An 18,099-nucleotide genomic window follows, 5' to 3' on the forward strand; every position below is an offset into this window, starting at 1 on the left:
ATCATATGGATTCCGCTTGCCCCTTCAAAATTACCCGCAAAGATTAAGTCACCGGAGGGAGAAGAGGATGGGAAAGAAAAAAAGAGCTTATACATATAGTACAAAGGCGGAAAGGGCGCTGGAGTATTTATTCGTTTTAATAGGATCAGGAGCTGTGGCGATAGCTTTCAATGTATTCTTGCTGCCAAACCGGATTGCGTCAGGGGGAGTAAGCGGGATCAGTACAATTCTTGATGCGGTTGCTGGCTGGGAGCCAGCATATGTGCAGTGGGCGTTTAATATACCGCTCTTTATAGCGGGAGTCCTATTACTCGGAAAGCAATTTGGGGCCAAAACGCTTGCCGGAACCATTTTTCTGCCGTTTGTCGTCTTTTTAACAAAGGACTTTGAAGCCTGGACGCGTGATCCTTTATTGGCTTCCCTTTTCGGCGGAATCGGTGTGGGCCTTGGTTTAGGAATCGTTTTCAGGGGTAAAGCATCAACAGGCGGGACAGACCTTGCCGCACAGATTATAAATAAATATACTGGCTTATCGCTCGGTACCTGTGTAGCGCTTATCGATGGACTGATTGTTCTGTCGGCAGCGATTATTTTTGACATTGAACAAGGATTGTATGCATTGATTGCCTTGTATGTCACCAGCAAAACCATTGATTTAGTGCAGCTTGGATTCAGCCGGACGAAGATGGCATTGATCATTACGGAAAAACAAACAGAAGTTCGCGAAGGGATTTTGAATAAAATTGACCGAGGTGTGACAAAACTATCAGCATACGGCGGATATACCGACCATGAACGTCCTGTCCTTATGTGTGTTGTGGATCAGACAGAGTTCACAAAATTGAAACAACTGGTTCAAACCATTGATCCTACAGCATTTATCATTGTTGCGGATGCTTCCGAGGTATTGGGCGAGGGTTTCAAAAGGGAATAGGCTTGGTATAATATAGCTGTACTTAGTATTTTTTCCTGAGGGGGAATTATTGGTGAAAAAGAAGCTACTAGCATTACTAATGGGTACTTCACTTGTTTTGGCTGCTTGCGGCGGCGGTGGAGACGAAGCAGGTGAAGAACAGGACACTGCAACAAATGGCGGCGGTGAAACAACAACAGCTGACGCCGGAGATGCTCAAAAGCTTTATGAACAGAAGTGTTCAAGCTGCCACGGTGCAAATCTTGAAGGCGGTGTAGGCCCTGCCCTTGATAAAATCGGTGCAAACCTTTCCCAAGAGGACATTGAAAACACAATCGCCAACGGTAAAGGTGCTATGCCTGCAGGCTTACTTCAAGGTGAAGAAGCTTCCCAGGTAGCTGCTTGGCTGGCAGGCAAGAAATAATTAGAATATAGGACAACAAGTCCGGAATGAAAACGTTCTGTAACCAGCAGGACGTTTTTTATTTGCCCTATTTTTACACTTATCTTAAAATTCAAGCAAAAAAAATCTGCAAAATACGACGGACAACTCCATAAACCAATTTTATATAAGAAGAAAGAAGGGAAAAATCGTCGAATGGGAGAATAATTGACTAGTATATAAATGAAATACAGGTAAAAAGTAACAAAAAATACAGGCTTGAAAAGAAACTGTAATAATTTTTTCCGTTATTTTGACAAACTATGATGTTATAATGGGTTGTGTGAGAATTTTAGATGGCTGAAAAGGGAGTATTTACAAATACTGTGTCATCCTCCATGTCGAAAGGATGTCGTTTTTTAGCGAAAAGAGGAATCTCTTTAATTCTTAATACACACTAGATACTAGGTGATATATATGATTGAAATGAAAGACGTATATAAGAGGTACCCGAATGGCGTTACCGCTGCAAGCGGCATTGACGTCCATATCAAGCAGGGGGAGTTTGTGTACGTTGTAGGCCCAAGCGGAGCCGGTAAATCGACTTTTATTAAGATGATGTACCGGGAAGAAAAGCCCTCCAGCGGGACGATAACGATAGATGGAGTGAACCTTGCTACTTTGAGAAGTACAAAAGTTCCACTTTTACGAAGAAAAATCGGCGTAGTCTTCCAGGACTTTAAACTTTTGCCTACATTAACTGTATATGAAAATGTAGCTTTTGCTCTTGAAGTAATAGAAGAACAGCCCAAAACGATAAAAAAGCAAGTTATGGAAACACTGGAGCTTGTAAATTTAAAGCATAAAGCACGGATGCTTCCGACCGAATTATCAGGCGGTGAGCAGCAGCGTGTATCCATCGCGAGATCAATTGTTAATGCTCCAAAGGTCGTGATAGCGGACGAGCCTACAGGTAACCTTGACCCGGATACTTCATGGGAAATCATGAACATCTTCGAGGAAATCAACACGAGAGGAACGACTGTGGTCATGGCAACTCATAATAAAGAAATTGTTAATACGATTAAAAACCGCGTTATTGCGATTGAAGGCGGCCGGATCGTACGTGACGAGCAAAGAGGTGATTACGGCTATGAAAGCTAGAACCTTGCGCCGGCACTTTCGCGAAAGTTTTAAAAGCCTTGGCCGTAATGGATGGATGACATTCGCTTCGGCAAGTGCGGTAACAGTAACCCTTATTTTGGTTGGCGTATTTTTCGTCATTATGATGAATCTCAACAAGGTGGCGACGACCATTGAAGAGGACGTGGAAATCCGCGTTCACATCGATGTTGCTGCAAATGAGCAGGATCAGCAAGTTTTACGGCAAAAAATCGAAGGAATACCCGAGGTCAAAACAGTCGAATACTCAACTAAGGAAAAAGAGCTTGATAATCTGATAGACAGCCTTGGTGAAGAAGGGGAAGCCTTCAAACTGTTCGAACAGGATAATCCGTTGAACGATGTATTTATCGTAAAGACGAAAAACCCGACAGACACAATGACAGCAGCAAAGCAAATTGAAAAAATGGAGTATACATCAAAAGTGAAATACGGACAGGGACAAGTTGAAAAACTCTTCAACTTTATTAATGCCAGCCGAAACGTTGGACTGGTGCTGATAGTCGGCCTGCTATTCACAGCGATGTTCCTGATTTCAAACACCATTAAAATTACCATTATGTCGCGAAGAAGAGAAATCGAGATTATGAGATTGGTAGGAGCAACCAATGCCTTTATCAGATGGCCATTCTTCCTTGAAGGATTATGGCTTGGGCTGCTTGGATCCATTATTCCAATCGGGCTTGTTGCGACAGCCTATTATTATGCATATGACTACTTGGCTCCAAAGCTTGAGGGGCATTTTATCAGACTGCTGGAATTCAACCCGTTTGTTTACCAGGTTTCCGGCCTGCTTATCCTAATGGGTGCGCTAATTGGTGTATGGGGAAGCTTAATGTCAGTGCGGAAATTCCTTAAAGTGTAGCCAGCTTTGAAGGGCCTGCGGGGGGAAACCTTTTCAGGCACCTTCAAGCCTTATAATAATAGACGATTTACTAGAGAGAAATGTTTCATAAATAACGGTGAAAAGTTGAACGATTGACCTGTACATATGGTGTTCATTGAAAGGAGAAATCGGAAAATTGAAGAAATCCATTATCACATTATCATTAGCTGCCATTTTGGGGTTTGGCAGCATTACTGTCGGACTGCCAGCTGACACGGCGGTTGCGGCGAATAAATTAAATGAGTTAAACAGCCAAAAAAATAAGATTAATCAACAACGCTCTGGCATAGAATCAGAGATTAATAGTACAGATAAGAAAATTAATGAAATCCAAGGCGAGCAAAAATCAGTAGAAAGCGAAATTGAGCGCCTGGATAAGGCGATCAGCGATGCCTTAGCTAAAATTGAAGAAAAGAATAAAGAAATCTCAGCCACAAAAGAGGAAATTAAAAAACTTGAAGGCGAAATCAAAGTCTTAAAAGAACGTATTAAGAAGCGCAATGAACTATTAAAAGACCGGGCCCGCAACTACCAGGAAACTGGCGGAATGGTTAGCTATGTTGATGTTTTAATGGGAGCGCAGAGCTTCGGGGATTTCATTGAACGCGTAGGTGCAGTTGCTACTATTGTGGAAGCAGACCAGGACATCCTTCAGCAGCATCAGGCTGATAAAGATGAATTGGAACAAAAACAGGCTCAGGTAAAAGAAGAACTGGCTTCTTTAGAGACAATGCGCGCCGAGCTTGAAAATATGAAAAAGAGCTTAAACGCACAAAAAGCTGAAAAAGATAAATTATTGGCTTCTTTAAAGAAAGAGGAAGAGCATATGCACGCTGCAAAGATGGAGCTTGCGGAAGAAAAAGAAATCCTTGCAGCCCAGGAAGCAGCACTTCAAAAAGCAATCAAGCTTGAACAAGCAAGACAGGCTGAAGCAGCAAGACAAGCAGAACTTGCAAGACAGCGTGCAGCCCAGGAAGCAGCTAAAAAGAAGAGTTCTTCTTCTGCAAAAAGCAGCTCTTCAAGTGAAAGCACTGCACAGGTTTCCTCTCCAGCCCCAGCTGTATCAGGTGGAGCTTGGACAAGGCCAGCTGCCGGACGGCTTTCTTCCGGATTTGGAAGCCGTTCACTAGGTGAACACTATGGTGTGGATATTGCTGCAGGCGGAACGGTTCCGATCGTAGCAGCTGCTGACGGTGTTGTTATCCGTTCATATTACTCCAGCAGTTACGGAAATGCTATTTTCATTGCCCACTCTGTTGGCGGACAAACTTACACGACTGTTTATGCACATATGAGAAGCCGCTCTGTTGGTTCTGGTGCGACGGTATCAAAAGGCCAGCAAATCGGTATCATGGGTAACACTGGACAATCTTATGGCCAGCATTTACACTTTGAGCTTCATAAAGGTTCTTGGAATGCAGGCAAAACAAATGCCATTAACCCAGTTGGCATCGTGCCTCTATAAAAAGTAAAAAGTGGAAGGAGCTTAGCTTCTTCCACTTTTCTTTTACCCGTATAGAGGGACTTTAATCCTATTAAAATCCTGTTATTTCGGAAGGTTTTATTTAACATTTGGCGGCGCATCATGAATATAAGGCGGGGCAGGTTTTAATTTTGGTGCAGAAGCAAATGGCGGAACTTCCTGCAGGTACTGGAATGTCCCCTGGCCGTCCATGCTGCGGCCTGAAGCCCAGCAGCCCTGGCTGCTTTCTTCCCCTCTTGATAGATTCATAAATACATAGGAAAACTCTTCTTTTTCGAGCTCTTTCGAGAATATGCTTAGAACTGTTTTTCCTTCTTGTACATCGAGTTCTTTAATGGCTGCAAGCCACTGGTTTTGAAGCATACGATCAATATATTCGTTTCTAGAAATGAAGTGCTTTTACCAAACTGCTAAAAGAAATCATAACTCGTCCATTCCCAACATAGGATGGAATGAGCAAAGACATCCCGCTTTCCTTTGCGGGGTGTTTTTTGTTTATAAGAGGCCAGTTTTCTACGGGCAACAGAATGCCTTTAGATCAAGGAGTGACGCATAAAATGAAAAAGTGGCACATAAACGAAGGAAATTGATGCATAAAAACAAAAAGTGAAGCAGAAAAGTGCAAAAGTGATGCATAAAATTAAATGCTGGCTTAAAAACCTTGAAAAGGGAGACCGAAAGATGCTGACCTTAGTTTAATTTATTTAAAATTCCGCAGGAAGATAGCCGATAACAGCAGAATTAACGCTCTAAGGCTCTGAATATATACAAAATGCAGCCGGAAAGGAAGATGGGGATGAGCAGAAAATGGATAGCCCTGCTAATGACAGGTTCATTGCTAACAGGAGCTGGCGGTACGTATGCGGGTATGCAGTGGCTGGCAAAGGAAAACCCAAATGAAGGAGCCGAAAACCAGTTAATAGATTCAGCTGAAAATAATGCACCGATAGATGAAGAGAAAATAGAGAAAGTTGAGACAGCTTACCAGCTTATTTTAAAAAGCTATGTAGAAAAGGTGGAAGAGAAGCAGCTCGTTGAGGGGGCCATTCAGGGAATGCTCGCAACACTTGATGATCCTTATTCGGTGTATATGGATGAAGAAACGGCGAAGCAATTTAGCGATACGCTGGAATCCTCTTTTGAAGGCATTGGGGCGGAAGTGAGCATGGTGGATGGCAAAATCATCATTGTTTCTCCTTTCAAAGACTCGCCTGCTGAAAAAGCGGGCATAAAACCTAAGGATGAAATTTTAAAAGTGGATGGCGAAAGTGTAGAGGGATTGGACTTATATAAAGCTACGATGAAAATACGAGGGGAAAAAGGAACGAAAGTAAAGCTTGAAATCGCCCGGCAAGGGTTAAAGGAGCCATTAACTGTCGAGGTCAAAAGGGACGAGATTCCTCAAATCACAGTATACTCTGAAATCAAAAACCAGGGCGGCAAAAAGGTTGGCTATACGGAAATTACCTCTTTTTCAGAAGACACCTCCAAGGAATTTGCGAAGCAGTTGAAGGAGATGGAGAAGGATGGTATTGAGGGACTCGTCATTGATGTGCGCGGAAATCCGGGCGGCCTGCTCTCATCTGTGCAGGAAATCCTTAAAGAACTGGTGACTTCCGAAAAGCCTTATCTGCAAATTGAGAAGCGAAACGGGGAGAAGATGAGATATTTCTCTACACTGGAGAAGGCAAAAGACTATCCAATCGCTGTATTAGTCGATAAAGGCAGTGCATCAGCATCGGAAATTCTTGCCGGTGCTTTGAAGGAAGCCCAAGGATATACATTAATCGGGGAAAATACCTTTGGAAAAGGAACCGTCCAGCAGCCTGTGCCGATGGGCGACGGCAGCAATATAAAACTTACATTATTTAAATGGCTGACACCGGATGGAAACTGGATCCATAAAGAAGGCATTAATCCAACCTTGGAGGTCAAACAGCCTGACATCTATCACACACACCCGCTGCAGGTGGAAAAGCCTTTAACGATGGATATGAATAACGAAATAGTGAAAAATGCACAGGAAATCCTGGAGGGACTGGGATACGCACCAGGCCGCAAAGATGGCTATTTCAGTGAATCGACAGCCATTGCCGTCAAAGCCTTCCAACAGCAAAAAGGACTGGAACCAACCGGCAAAATCGACAAGAAAACAGCATCTGCCCTTGAACAAACCGCCATCGAAGAAATGAAAAAAGAACAAAACGACCTCCAGCTGCAAACCGCACTGAGGTATATCGCGAAATAGTTATGGTACCAGGTACCACCCGAATTTTGTCGAATTTCCATTAATCGTTTCATATAACTGTTCTAGGTACCTGGTACCCGTTTTTAAGCAGGAGGATTTTTCCTTCTGCTATTTTTGTTTTTGGGTGAGTTTGTGATAGGCTTTGGGTGGGGGGTTTGGTAGAATATAGAGTAATAGATCTGTCTGGTTGATACATAATTTCTTGTGAAATTCTATTATAGAGGCTGGTGGCAAGTTTGGTTGAGGAGTGGGTTTTTGAGTTTTTGAAAGGAACGGGGAAGCTGCTATTAAATCCGGTGTTTTATTTTCTCTTTTTTGTGGCGGCATACCTGGGAGTTTTCCGTGTGAAGCGGGAGCGGAAAAACTTTTCGGTCAGGGCGGAGAATGCCTATTTTGAACTGAGGCAGCTCATCCCGCTTGGGCTACTGGCCGGTATGGTGCTTTCAATCGTTGTGGTCGGGGCGGGATTGGTCATCCCAATGGAAACGATTGTCTTTACAGCTGCCCTCACCTTCCTATGGAGCTTCACGACAAAAGTGAGATGGATGGCGCCGGTTTATACACTGGGGTTCGCCTTTTTTGCGACGATGTTTGCCATTGAACAACAATGGCCTTTGCCATCATTCGCAAAATCGGTGACAAATACAGAAGAGTCGATCTTTCCAGCCATTGCCATTCTCCTTGCCTTGCTCGTAATCGTTGAGGGTTTCCTAATCTTAAAGAATGGCCGGAAAGGAACATCTCCAAAACTGGTAAAAAGCAAGCGCGGGCAAACGATCGGCATCCATGAGGCAAAAAGAATATGGATGGTGCCTGTTTTTCTGCTCATTCCAGGACAAGCATTGCAGGTGCACTTGGAATGGTGGCCGGTTTTCGAGATTGGCGGAAGTTCCTATTCGCTGTTCCTGGCGCCGTTCGCTATCGGCTTTTATCAGCGAATCCAGGGAACCCTTCCTAAGGAAGCGGTCAAGCTTCTTGGCCAAAGGATTATTGTGTTCGGCATGCTGCTTTTGCTGCTGTCAGCGGCCGGTTACTGGTATCCGCTTGCAGCCGTCGGGGTTGTAGCACTGGCGATTATCGGACGAGAATTTATATCCCTTCGCCAGCGTATGTCAGAGGACCATGCACCATTTTATTTTTCCAAACGCAATCAGGGTATCATGGTTCTTGGAGTTGTGCCGGACTCGCCCGCGGATAAAATGGCTCTTCAGGTTGGTGAAATCGTCACAAAAGTAAACGGCGTGAAAATTCAGGATGAAAAAGGATTCTATAAAGCGCTGCAAAAGAACGGGGCGCACTGCAAGCTTGAAGTCATCGACGTAAACGGCCAAATCCGCTTCGTTCAGCGGGCTCTTTACGAAGGTGACCACCACGAGCTCGGACTGCTGTTTGTGCAGGATGAGAAAAAGTGGGATAGCGAAGCGGTTTGATTTTGTCATTTTTCATAATTAACTGGAATTCATTCAAAATCCGGATTCTGTTCATAGCGGAATAGAAAAATATTAAGCAAAAAAAGCTTACCGATTTGGTGAGCTTTTTTGTTTTTTTCTTATTCCACAAACGGGCCATTTAATTGAATAAACCTGACATTTACACATTTTGTTATTTTTCCCCATTTGCCCTTACCAAGCCTGTCCATTTTGCATTTCCTATTAATGTATTAACTAATAAAGGGGTGAAATAGAATGCCGTGTGTTCGATCAGATTTATTTCAACCAGTTTGTTTAACCGTTATCTATAACGTTTCCACTGGTGCACTTATCTCTTCAACTGTTGAGTGTGGGGAGTGTGATTTTAAAGCTGACTTCGATTTTGAAACTAAAAACCTAGTGCTTAGAGTACCATTCATTGTTCAAGGTATCCTTACAATTAATGATAATTTTCAAGCAAGTTGCGTAACAAAGAATATAACTCTTGCTTAAAAACTGTATATTTTTAGGGGGAAGAAGAAATGCTACTTCTTCTTTTCTATACTTTTTCTTTAGTTTTTTGAATGTTAATTAATAGAAAATTTCCAATTTTATTTCATTGAACAAGTTAAATAACACAGAAAACTCCCTTCGTACTTGGAAGGGCGTTTTTATTGTAGCAGTAAAATTGTAAATAATTACACTTAAAATAACAGGGTGCAATTTTTAAACAAGGAATTGTCCCTGGTAGAAAAACGCCCAAAAGGCGTTCAATTTTAATCATTTTTATTGATTTTACCATCGTTCCCCTTGTCAATACCGGTAGCATTATTGACTACTTGAGCAACTAAGTTTAACCCCTGATTCACAGGATTCATTGAATCGGCTTTTTGGCCAATATCTTTTGATTTTTCTTGTTTTTTCATTTTTGTCACCTCCAAAAGTTAGGATTAGTAGTAAATCAAAAAATATTACAAATTAATTTTTTTATTAATTATGTTGCACAGTAGGGCAAACATTACGTTTTAGTATATTCAAGAATCGGGCGCACTTGTTGAACAACACAGACAGAAAATAGTCAAACTCTTTTTTTATAAAAATCGCCCTCACATAATATATTAAGAGCCTGTTTTGATCAATCTTTTTTCAAAGCAGGCTCTTTTATATTTGAAAAATTAATGTTATTAGAGGTACTTTTAATCAAGCTTTTTATAAACCAACAGCACTTTAGTTCAATACACTTAATTCTCAGCTAGTTCACTTTTAATAGTTCTGCTCTATATAGCTTGATCATATGTTTTACATGTGATACTCCCCATTCATGTAATGCTTGTATCACAGGAGTGATACTTGACCGTAGGTAGAATAGAATATTCAACTTTGGATGGGATTTGGTGGATCAATTAATGAGGAGGTAAAAACAGTGAAAAAATTAAACATCGGAATTATCTTAGGGAGCACGCGTCAAGGACGTGTAAGTCCACAAGTAGGAAATTGGATAAAAGAAATTGCTGATAGAAGAGGGGATGCAAATTATGAAATTGTAGATATAGCAGACTTTAAATTGCCATTTGTAGGAGAAGGTACTGGTAAAGAACCAGGATTAATAGATTGGTCAGAAAAAATTTCTAGCTTAGATGGATTCGTGTTTATTGTGCAAGAATACAACCACAGCATTACAGGAGCATTAAAAAATGCACTTGATTCAGCTCGAAATGAATGGAACAATAAGGCAGCGGGGATTGTAAGCTATGGTTCAACGGGTGGAGCCCGTGCAGCTGAACATCTACGTGGAATCTTAGGCGAATTACTAGTAGCGGACGTTCGTGTACATCCGACTTTATCATTATTTACAGACTTTGAAAACTTCAGGACATTTAAGCCAGCTGAATTACACCTTGATAATGTAAATGCAATGTTAGATCAAACTATTGCGTGGAGCGGTGCATTAAAAACTTTACGATAAAAACTACTATATATAGGTGAAAGGTGAGCATTCTCCCTCCTTATGATGAACTTTGGTGCATTTATGAACAACTTAGTTTCCGATATGAATTTTCCAAATGTATCAATGGAAAAGTTTATAACAGAGAGTCGAAATTCTTCTTCTTTCTGTATTTACAGGATCTAATGATAAATGGGAAAATTTCATTCTCTGACATTTATTTTTCCTCCTGATGGTTTCGATTAGTAACTGAAATGAACCACATTATAACCTATTTATAGGTATTTAAAAACCTTTATACTAACCATTAGCTGCTATTGTAAATAGTTAATTTAAAAGGAGTAGATATAAAGTGTCAAAATCCATCAAACCACCTTTCACTCATGAGACCGCTCTTGCAAAGGTGAAAGCAGCAGAAAATGCATGGAACACTAAAGATCCTGAAATTGTAGCTCAAGCTTATACCCCTGATTCACAATGGAGAAATCGAACCGAATTCTTTAAGGGTAGAGAAGCTATTAAGGAATTTCTTAGGCGAAAATGGGATAAGGAACTTGATTATCGTTTGATGAAGGAGCTATGGTGTTACACGGAAAATCGTATATCTGTTCGTTTTGAATACGAATGGCGGGATGCTGAAAGCGATCAATGGATGAGAACACACGGAAATGAACACTGGGAATTCGACGATGAGGGTCTAATGAAGCGTAGGGACATGAGTGCAAATGACTATCCAATTCAAGAGTCTAGACGTCGGTATCGGTAAAACACAGATTAAATAGGATTTTACCTTCGATCTTCCGCTATCGGGCGCGTTTATTCAGGAACGCGCCTTTTCATGTATTGGGCCAGATTGTGGAACAACTCCTTTAAAAAAATTACTTTATGCTAAATTTTAAATGAGATTGTGAAATTATGTACTTAAAGAACCGGGAAGGTTAATGCAATAAGAATAAGGTATAATTTGTTATATACAATGCCGTTATAGGAAGTGGTTTAAATTATTTAACCAATAGTTTTGTTTATCCTTGCAGGATTGGCTGAAATTGGTGGAGGTTATTTGATATGGTTAAGAGAAGGTAAGCCATATTATTGGGGAATAGGTGGAGGAATAGCGTAAACCTTATACGGTGTTATTGCCACATTTCAAACCTTTCCATCATTCGGAAGAATTTACGCTGCATACGGTGGAGTATTTATAGTTTTATCTGTTTTATGGGGATGGGGAATTGATAAAAAAACACCTGATTTATATGATTGGGTAGGTGCTGGCATCTGCTTAGCTGGAGTATCCGTAATGTTATTTGCACCACGCCAATAAAAAAACCATCTTCAACAATCGAGCGCTTTTCTTCAATATCCCAAGTTATAAATAAGCCAAAAATATGCAAGTTTTCATTCATTTTATGTATATTTTGGGCTTTTTACATTCAAAAAACATACTGCCATAAACAGACATTTTTTAATTGCCAAATACATTCAGTCATTGTACATGGAAAAGGTGATAAAGAAATGTCCTTAAGCTAAGGAGTTTAGTTGAACAAGGAAACTACTCTCTTATGTGGAATATTAATATATAAACTTTTTAAGGTTGGAAATATCCTGTAGCTTGGAAGGTAGGAATTTCTATAAAGTATGATTATTTTTCGCATTTTCCATTTGCAGAATTACGTTCACAAGATGGAATGTCTTCTTTCAAAATTTGTAGTTACAATTATGCTTATCCTCAAGCAGATAACGTAGATGATGGAGACTGGCATAGAAATTAAATCACTCTAACCATTCCCGCATTTAAAGCTGAAATTGATGAAGTTATTTTTGAGGGACGCTTAATAAATTTCTTTCTTCAGGAATTACGCTCTTTCTCAGCTTTACACAAAAAAGAAGTAATAATTGAACCTACTGAGCCCTATTTTAAGTTGACCTTTAGTTTGGATTCAATGAAAAATGTTGGGATAGGTGGGTTTGTACAATACCCTGTTGGATGGGGATCAGAACTCCAGTTTGAATTCAAAACAGATTTAACATATGTAGATCAGTTTATAAAAGGATTAAAGAAAATTCTGACCAGGTTTCCCCAAAAGATTTAAATTCATTTTTTTCGATTTAGGGTCAGTATAGCTGAACTAGAGTTCAATAAAGGAGTTTAAGTTTAATGGATTACAGCTTTGAAGAATTTCTTGAAGATTTAAAGATGGGAAGAGAAATTCACTTTATTTATAGAGAAGAAAATTATTATATCGGTTGTGGAACAGGTCACTTTATGTTTTGGAAGTTCGATGATTCTGCAAGTGAAATCATAGGAGAAGATGTTGAAGATTTACTTCGAAAAGTTAACTTTGATGGGAAACTAATAAAGGAAGTATGGGATTTAATCAAGATTGTTGATGTATTCTGATGTGGATCCCGCTGCCAATAAAGGCAGCTTTATTCTTATTATACTAAACCAGCTAATAGAAGCTACTCAGTTATTCGATGGTTTCCCTTTGTTCCTGATAGGTTGGCTTTTTGAAATACGCAAAAACCACAACCTGGTCATAGACTGGGAAATTGTCATCGGTGAAGCGATAAACCTTCACATCCTTAAACCGGCTGCCCAGGATAGGCGCGCAGTCGTTTAGGACATGCTGCGGAATGCAGAACATCAGCAAAGCACCCTGTTGCAGGACATTCTTGGATGTGCTAGACAATGTTTTTAAAAATACAAGCTCTGTTCTTTCCTTAAAAACATCGTCGTATGGCGGGTTCAACCACATGACGCCATATTTCGCTTCCGTCCTTACCGTTTCGTATCCATCGTTTACGACATGTTTTAATACAGTGGCTGCTGTTTCACATCGAGTTCTCTCCAATTCGACACCAAATGTAGTGACCTCTGCCTTCGTCTTGGTTTTAATGTGTTCTCCAAGGCAATGAATGGCTTCCCCTTCTCCGCAGCATGGATCATATGCGTTTATGAATGGTGTGACCTCTGATGCATTTACGGCCAGATGTGGCAAAATCAATTGCAATTCCTTTAATGGGGTTGGATAGTATCCACCTCTTTGGACAATACGTGAATTAATTTTTGGTCGCGTTTTCTCCAGTAATTCCGAATATGAAAAGTTTAAACCTAGCCGTCTAAGTTCTGCAGCCAAATCGTAAATAGTTGCCTTGCCCTTAGTTATGTCAGAAAGTAACGCCCATGCTCTAATTGGTTGATGATGCAAGCTAACCACTCCATATTTATCAATTTCCTATTATAGTATTTTTATCTGACCTCATTGGGGAATGTACATATAAAATTAATAAATAAAGGGTTTTTATTGAACCTGCTTCTTTAATCCGGAATGGGCATTAATAACTGGCGAGAAATGCACAGGATCATACTGTAACGTTTTTCCATTATCATTTTCTATTATTAAATTTTTTGATGGGCTTATGCCTTTTATTTTATATGGACTTCCTACAGTAAAACCGATCCATTCAATACTCCAAGAGGCAAGCACTGTATCGCCTTTTCCCGCAAAATAATCTTTAACTGAACAACCTATTCTTACTTTTATATCTTCTAATAAATCATTTTCCATTAAAGTCATTACCAACTTATTCTCCATTAAATTTAATGGCAAAAGGGGTAATTCTTCTATTCTTACGCCATCTGAATGTTGGGTAATCCCTTTTCCTTTTAAAAGTTCAATAATACGTTGTCTTTCTTGTTCCACTCTCTTTCGTATTTCATAATCAATATACATCCTTTTCACTCCTTCTTATATATAAAAAAAATAAGCCCCCCGAAGGAGACTTATCTTTTGATTATCGAACGCTCTGTCCTTTGATCAGCTTGTAGATATTGACCAGTCCGTTACCGAACATTGCGTCACTACCCATATCGCCAAGGTCAACGTAACGCTGTTTAATCATATTCATGATGACTTCCGGTGTTGCCTTTACACCAGTCTTACGAGTGTATGCCTGAACCAACGCAACGACTCCAGCTACCATCGGTGTTGCCATTGAAGTACCAGAAAGCTTTGCATACTTGCTAATAGGATATGTTGAGTAAGTATCCACACCAGGAGCGGCAATATCAAGCTCTTTACCGAAGTTAGAGAATCCGGCGCGTCCTAATGTCTGGTCAACGGCACCAACGGCAATAACTTCATCATAAGCAGCTGGCCAGCCGACATGAGTGTTCTCATTTCCGCTTGCGGCTACAATCACAATTATTTGGAGCTGGTTTCTTGAAGAATTAGGGTATAATCTTTTCCAAGAATGGGAAAGTGGACAAAGTTGGAAAATAGGAGATACTTATATTGTTTTTGTACAAACAGAAGAACGGTTTCTTGACGTTCCATATCATAGATGTCGAGTAGGTTTAAATCATTTAGCATTTCACGCAGATTCACGAGAACACGTCGATGATATGACTATGAAATTAAAAGATAACGGAATAAACGTTCTTTATACAAACCAGCATCCATTTGCGGGGGGAGACGATCATTATGCAGTTTTCTTTGAAGACCCGGATAGAATTAAAGTTGAACTTGTTGCACCTTAATTATTCAATATTAGGGTGATTTTATAGAAACAGCTGTGAAGCTTTTACATCGTTATTCGATCTTCAACAATAGGGCGCGATTGTGGGAAAACGTCAAAGATCGATATATATTAGTCATGTCTAATATATATCGATCTTTATTTTTTATGACTTCTTATGATTTAGGTCTTGATAAATCTTTTTTTCAAAATGGATTCTTTTATTTACCCTAAAATACGGGTGTTTTTGATCAAACTTTATTTCATGGCAACATTTTTCAGTCGCTCCATCATTTTATTAGTACTAAAGGTGAAATTTATCTTGACAAATTTATAACGGATGGAATAAAATACAATCGAATGACAGTCATTACTGACTGTCGGTGGGGAGGATGAGAGTATGAGCTGGAGTAATAATTTAAGCAACGATGATAAGCTGCTGTTAGCAGCCATCGATCTAATAGCGGAGAAAGGTTACAATGGTGTATCTACCCAGGAAATCGCTACTTTGGCAGGTTTGAGTGAAAAAACGCTGTTTCGCCGATTTGGAAGCAAACAAAATCTTCTCGAAACGGCGTTTGACCGTTTTCATTATGCTGAAGAGATAACAAAACTTTTTAACGAGAAGCTCTTATGGGATTTGCAAACAGATTTGTTCCTGATCAGTCGAACATATCATGAAATTATGAATCGTAACCGGAAAATGATTATGATCAGCATCAAGGAGGAAGGTAATCTACCCGGGTTTAGAGAAAGAACACAAAAACACCCTCGACAATTACTGGAGATTTTGACTAATTACTTTATGACAATGTACGAAAAAGGAAAGCTGATTCGAACAAACCCAGAGTTACAGGCGTTGTCGTTCATGATGCTTAATTTCGGCGCTTTTATGAACAACCTAGATTCCAATGATAACTTTCCAAACGTGTCTTTAGAGACATTTATAATGGAGAGTGTGCAAACATTCACTAGGGCTTTAACTCCCTAGTTTTTCTACCAACATTATGACAGTCAGTACAGACAGACAATTCATCTTTGTTAAATAAGATTTAATTGAAGGGTGGTTCTGGAGAATGGAAAAGGAAGTATCTCAACAAACAGGAGAAAAATTAATGCGTATTGTGATGTTCACACTTGTCCTTTCAGCAATGAGCGTATTGATGTTTAACTTCGTACTTCCCGAAATTAGTAAAGCTTTTGATCTTACTACTGCTCAGGTGAGCTGGGTCACTTCATCGTATGCTTTAATTTACGGGATAGGAACGGTCATTTACGGGAAGCTGGCAGACCGATATAAGCTTAAAAATTTGCTAACATTTGGATTGATATTTTTTGCTGTCGGTTCACTGTTTGGCTTCGCCTCCCAAACTTTCTGGATGGTGCTTGTCGGAAGGTGCTTGCAGGCAGTAGGAGCTGCTGCTATCCCAGCAACAGCTATGATTATTCCATTGCGCTACTTTCCTCCTGAGCAGAGAGGTTCAGCAATGGGTACTGCGTTCGTAGGTTTGGCTCTTGGCAGTGCTCTTGGTCCAGTTATTTCTGCATTAATTGTAAGTGTTGCGCATTGGCGCTGGTTATTCTGTATCCCTCTCTTCATTTTAATTACGTTGCCCTTTTATCGTAAAAATTTGGGGGAAGAGAAGGGAGATCCCGGAAAACTTGACTGGGTTGGAGGCGGTTTGCTTGCGACTACAGTGACTTTGCTTCTTTTAGGTGTTACAAGTGGAACGTGGTGGTTTACTATTGGCGGATTACTCGCTTTAGCGCTATTCATAGCACGAATTCGTTCCGTTTCAGATCCGTTTGTTCAACCTGGACTTTTTACAAATAAGAGCTATGCTCTCAGACTTATAATAACTTTTCTAATCAGCGGAATTGGTTTTTCCCTTTATTTTCTAAGTCCATTGCTTTTGGCTCATGTACATCAGTTGTCACCTAGCTGGATCGGTTTTGCGATGGTTCCTGCTGCAGCAGCCTCAGCAATACTTGGGAGAAAAGGTGGTAAACTTGCTGATTTAAAAGGGAATTCTTATCTCTACTTTGTTGCATCTGGATTGTTATTGACATGTTTTATTTTGCTTTCAACTTTTACTGGAATATCTCCCGTATTCATTGCTATCTTTTTGATTTTCGGTAATGTGGGGCAAACCTTTATGGTGATTGCGATGTCCAATTCAGTCTCAATGACTTTGCCAAAGGAACAGGCTGGAGTGGGAATGGGACTTTTATCAATGCTAAATTTCATCGCAGGGGGAATGGCTTCAGGGATTTACGGTAAGGTGGTGGACCTTGGCTCCAATGACCATTGGAACCCTGCAAATATCTATCCAAACGGTATCATTTACAGCAATATATTTCTCGTTCTTACTGCTTTACATGTAGGCATTCTGTTATTTTACTATTTTCAGTTTGGCAGAGCAAAGAGAAAAAGCATCCAGTTTGAAGGCTAAAGTTAGTTTAGATTAAGTTTCACTATTACTCATATTTGGAGGAGATTAAAATGACAACAACTTTATTTGTTAAAGCGAACAATCGTCAAGGATCTGTTACTGGGAATTTGTATGATGCATTTTTGGAAAGCTATAGAGCATCACATCCAAATGATTCGGTGATTGAACTCGATTTGTATAAAGAAACATTGCCATATTTAGGTGATGTTATGATTAGTGGAAATTTCAAAACATCTCAGGGAATGGAACTCACACCGGAAGAGAAGACGATACAAGATATTGTTACTAGGTATCTAGAACAGTTTATCGCAACTGATAAATTGATCATTGCTTTTCCACTTTGGAACTTAACAGTTCCTGCCGTTCTACACTCCTATCTGGATTATATGCATCACCCGCGTAAAACATTTAAGTATACAGCTGAAGGCTTAGTGGGTCTATTACCTGATAAGAAAGTGGCTTTATTGAACGCAAGAGGCGGGGTATACGCAGAAGGGGATTCTTCTGAAATGGCTGTAAGTTTTGTTAAGAATCATTTGAACGTTTTTGGTATTACAGACATTACAACGGTAGTTATTGAAGGGCACAATCAATTTCCTGATCAAAGTGAAACTATTATTGAGGAAGGTCTTCGAAAAGCAGCTCAAGCTGCGAAAACATTTTGACATTTGTTTAATTCA

General features: G+C 40.0%; 20 protein-coding genes and 1 pseudogene. 16 read left to right on the forward strand and 5 right to left on the reverse strand.

Annotated features, from left to right (window positions below):
* The first annotated feature begins 67 nt into the window (after positions 1–67).
* The 5 genes from IQ19_RS05120 to IQ19_RS05140 all read left to right on the forward strand — a co-directional run bounded on the left by IQ19_RS05120 (position 68) and on the right by IQ19_RS05140 (position 4,828).
* Complete coding sequence (locus IQ19_RS05120; protein WP_144540564.1) at positions 68–934, forward strand: YitT family protein; 867 nt, start codon at positions 68–70, stop codon at positions 932–934.
* Positions 935–986: 52 nt separating this feature from the next.
* Positions 987–1,337, forward strand: coding sequence for a cytochrome c551 (gene cccB, locus IQ19_RS05125; RefSeq protein ID WP_144540568.1), 351 nt, complete (start codon positions 987–989; stop codon positions 1,335–1,337).
* A gap of 435 nt (positions 1,338–1,772) precedes the next feature.
* A complete protein-coding gene (gene ftsE, locus IQ19_RS05130; protein WP_144540571.1) occupies positions 1,773–2,459 on the forward strand; it encodes a cell division ATP-binding protein FtsE in 687 nt (228 codons plus the stop codon).
* On the forward strand, positions 2,449–3,342 hold the full coding sequence (gene ftsX / locus IQ19_RS05135; protein ID WP_144540574.1) for a permease-like cell division protein FtsX: 894 nt from the start codon (positions 2,449–2,451) through the stop codon (positions 3,340–3,342). Before ftsE ends, ftsX begins: the two co-directional genes overlap by 11 nt.
* Positions 3,343–3,499: 157 nt before the next feature.
* Positions 3,500–4,828 carry a murein hydrolase activator EnvC family protein gene (locus IQ19_RS05140; protein WP_144540578.1) on the forward strand — a complete coding sequence of 443 codons (1,329 nt, stop codon included), beginning with the start codon at positions 3,500–3,502 and terminating at the stop codon, positions 4,826–4,828.
* Between the two features lie 96 nt (positions 4,829–4,924).
* On the opposite strand, the gene IQ19_RS05145 is transcribed toward IQ19_RS05140, so the two are convergent.
* On the reverse strand, positions 4,925–5,209 hold the full coding sequence (locus tag IQ19_RS05145) for a manganese catalase family protein (RefSeq protein ID WP_144540581.1): 285 nt from the start codon (positions 5,207–5,209) through the stop codon (positions 4,925–4,927).
* Positions 5,210–5,642: 433 nt separating this feature from the next.
* Here IQ19_RS05145 and IQ19_RS05150 point away from each other — a divergent pair, with 433 nt between their 5' ends.
* Both IQ19_RS05150 and IQ19_RS05155 read left to right on the forward strand, forming a co-directional pair.
* Complete coding sequence (locus IQ19_RS05150) at positions 5,643–7,094, forward strand: S41 family peptidase (RefSeq protein WP_144540584.1); 1,452 nt, start codon at positions 5,643–5,645, stop codon at positions 7,092–7,094.
* Between the two features lie 236 nt (positions 7,095–7,330).
* Entirely contained in the window at positions 7,331–8,524 is a 1,194-nt protein-coding gene (locus IQ19_RS05155) for a PDZ domain-containing protein (protein ID WP_144540587.1), read from the forward strand.
* A gap of 755 nt (positions 8,525–9,279) precedes the next feature.
* Here the strand turns inward: IQ19_RS05155 and IQ19_RS28020 are convergent.
* Entirely contained in the window at positions 9,280–9,429 is a 150-nt protein-coding gene (locus tag IQ19_RS28020) for a hypothetical protein (protein WP_199749379.1), read from the reverse strand.
* Positions 9,430–9,926: 497 nt separating this feature from the next.
* On the opposite strand from IQ19_RS28020, the gene IQ19_RS05165 reads away from it, so the two are divergent.
* From IQ19_RS05165 to IQ19_RS05180, 5 genes and pseudogenes are all read left to right on the forward strand, one after another.
* The gene (locus IQ19_RS05165; RefSeq protein ID WP_242020903.1) at positions 9,927–10,469 is read left to right on the forward strand and encodes an NADPH-dependent FMN reductase; all 543 of its coding nucleotides are present in this window, start codon (positions 9,927–9,929) and stop codon (positions 10,467–10,469) included.
* A gap of 331 nt (positions 10,470–10,800) precedes the next feature.
* On the forward strand, positions 10,801–11,214 hold the full coding sequence (locus IQ19_RS05170) for a nuclear transport factor 2 family protein (RefSeq protein ID WP_144540595.1): 414 nt from the start codon (positions 10,801–10,803) through the stop codon (positions 11,212–11,214).
* A gap of 246 nt (positions 11,215–11,460) precedes the next feature.
* A pseudogene (locus IQ19_RS05175) lies at positions 11,461–11,769 on the forward strand (YnfA family protein).
* 493 nt (positions 11,770–12,262) lie between these two features.
* Positions 12,263–12,538, forward strand: coding sequence for a WapI family immunity protein (locus IQ19_RS29265; protein WP_422386969.1), 276 nt, complete (start codon positions 12,263–12,265; stop codon positions 12,536–12,538).
* A gap of 65 nt (positions 12,539–12,603) precedes the next feature.
* Positions 12,604–12,846, forward strand: a complete 243-nt coding sequence (locus IQ19_RS05180) for a hypothetical protein (RefSeq protein WP_144540598.1) — start codon at positions 12,604–12,606, stop codon at positions 12,844–12,846.
* A gap of 70 nt (positions 12,847–12,916) precedes the next feature.
* Here the strand turns inward: IQ19_RS05180 and IQ19_RS05185 are convergent, their stop codons facing one another.
* The 3 genes from IQ19_RS05185 to IQ19_RS05195 form a co-directional block, all read right to left on the reverse strand.
* Positions 12,917–13,657 (reverse strand): DUF6094 domain-containing protein, encoded by a 741-nt coding sequence (locus tag IQ19_RS05185; protein ID WP_144540602.1) that lies wholly within the window; start codon positions 13,655–13,657, stop codon positions 12,917–12,919.
* Between the two features lie 93 nt (positions 13,658–13,750).
* On the reverse strand, positions 13,751–14,182 hold the full coding sequence (locus IQ19_RS05190) for a hypothetical protein (protein WP_144540605.1): 432 nt from the start codon (positions 14,180–14,182) through the stop codon (positions 13,751–13,753).
* A 61-nt stretch (positions 14,183–14,243) separates the two neighbouring features.
* Positions 14,244–14,651, reverse strand: a complete 408-nt coding sequence (locus IQ19_RS05195) for a S8 family serine peptidase (protein WP_242020904.1) — start codon at positions 14,649–14,651, stop codon at positions 14,244–14,246.
* Between IQ19_RS05195 and IQ19_RS05200 the strand changes: the two genes are divergently transcribed.
* From IQ19_RS05200 to IQ19_RS05215, 4 genes are all read left to right on the forward strand, one after another.
* Positions 14,620–14,988, forward strand: coding sequence for a VOC family protein (locus IQ19_RS05200; RefSeq protein WP_144540611.1), 369 nt, complete (start codon positions 14,620–14,622; stop codon positions 14,986–14,988). The genes IQ19_RS05195 and IQ19_RS05200 overlap by 32 nt on opposite strands.
* Before the next feature lie 378 nt (positions 14,989–15,366).
* The gene (locus IQ19_RS05205; RefSeq protein ID WP_144540614.1) at positions 15,367–15,957 is read left to right on the forward strand and encodes a TetR/AcrR family transcriptional regulator; all 591 of its coding nucleotides are present in this window, start codon (positions 15,367–15,369) and stop codon (positions 15,955–15,957) included.
* 85 nt (positions 15,958–16,042) lie between these two features.
* On the forward strand, positions 16,043–17,419 hold the full coding sequence (locus tag IQ19_RS05210) for an MFS transporter (RefSeq protein ID WP_144540618.1): 1,377 nt from the start codon (positions 16,043–16,045) through the stop codon (positions 17,417–17,419).
* 50 nt (positions 17,420–17,469) lie between these two features.
* Complete coding sequence (locus tag IQ19_RS05215) at positions 17,470–18,084, forward strand: FMN-dependent NADH-azoreductase (protein WP_144540621.1); 615 nt, start codon at positions 17,470–17,472, stop codon at positions 18,082–18,084.
* Positions 18,085–18,099 lie beyond the last annotated feature (15 nt).

Source organism: Cytobacillus oceanisediminis (assembly GCF_007830235.1).
Taxonomy (GTDB): Bacteria; Bacillota; Bacilli; order Bacillales; family Cytobacillaceae; genus Cytobacillus; species Cytobacillus oceanisediminis.

What these genes read in the sequence shown, in the direction of transcription:
- IQ19_RS05205 (WP_144540614.1), top strand. Translation starts at nt 15,367, where the DNA reads ATGAGCTGGAGTAATAATTTAAGCAACGATGATAAGCTGCTGTTAGCA.
- ftsE (WP_144540571.1), top strand. Translation starts at nt 1,773, where the DNA reads ATGATTGAAATGAAAGACGTATATAAGAGGTACCCGAATGGCGTTACC.
- IQ19_RS05190 (WP_144540605.1), bottom strand. Translation starts at nt 14,182, where the DNA reads ATGTATATTGATTATGAAATACGAAAGAGAGTGGAACAAGAAAGACAA.
- IQ19_RS05145 (WP_144540581.1), bottom strand. Translation starts at nt 5,209, where the DNA reads ATGCTTCAAAACCAGTGGCTTGCAGCCATTAAAGAACTCGATGTACAA.
- IQ19_RS05180 (WP_144540598.1), top strand. Translation starts at nt 12,604, where the DNA reads ATGGATTACAGCTTTGAAGAATTTCTTGAAGATTTAAAGATGGGAAGA.
- ftsX (WP_144540574.1), top strand. Translation starts at nt 2,449, where the DNA reads ATGAAAGCTAGAACCTTGCGCCGGCACTTTCGCGAAAGTTTTAAAAGC.
- IQ19_RS28020 (WP_199749379.1), bottom strand. Translation starts at nt 9,429, where the DNA reads ATGAAAAAACAAGAAAAATCAAAAGATATTGGCCAAAAAGCCGATTCA.
- IQ19_RS05215 (WP_144540621.1), top strand. Translation starts at nt 17,470, where the DNA reads ATGACAACAACTTTATTTGTTAAAGCGAACAATCGTCAAGGATCTGTT.
- IQ19_RS05210 (WP_144540618.1), top strand. Translation starts at nt 16,043, where the DNA reads ATGGAAAAGGAAGTATCTCAACAAACAGGAGAAAAATTAATGCGTATT.
- IQ19_RS05150 (WP_144540584.1), top strand. Translation starts at nt 5,643, where the DNA reads ATGAGCAGAAAATGGATAGCCCTGCTAATGACAGGTTCATTGCTAACA.
- IQ19_RS05120 (WP_144540564.1), top strand. Translation starts at nt 68, where the DNA reads ATGGGAAAGAAAAAAAGAGCTTATACATATAGTACAAAGGCGGAAAGG.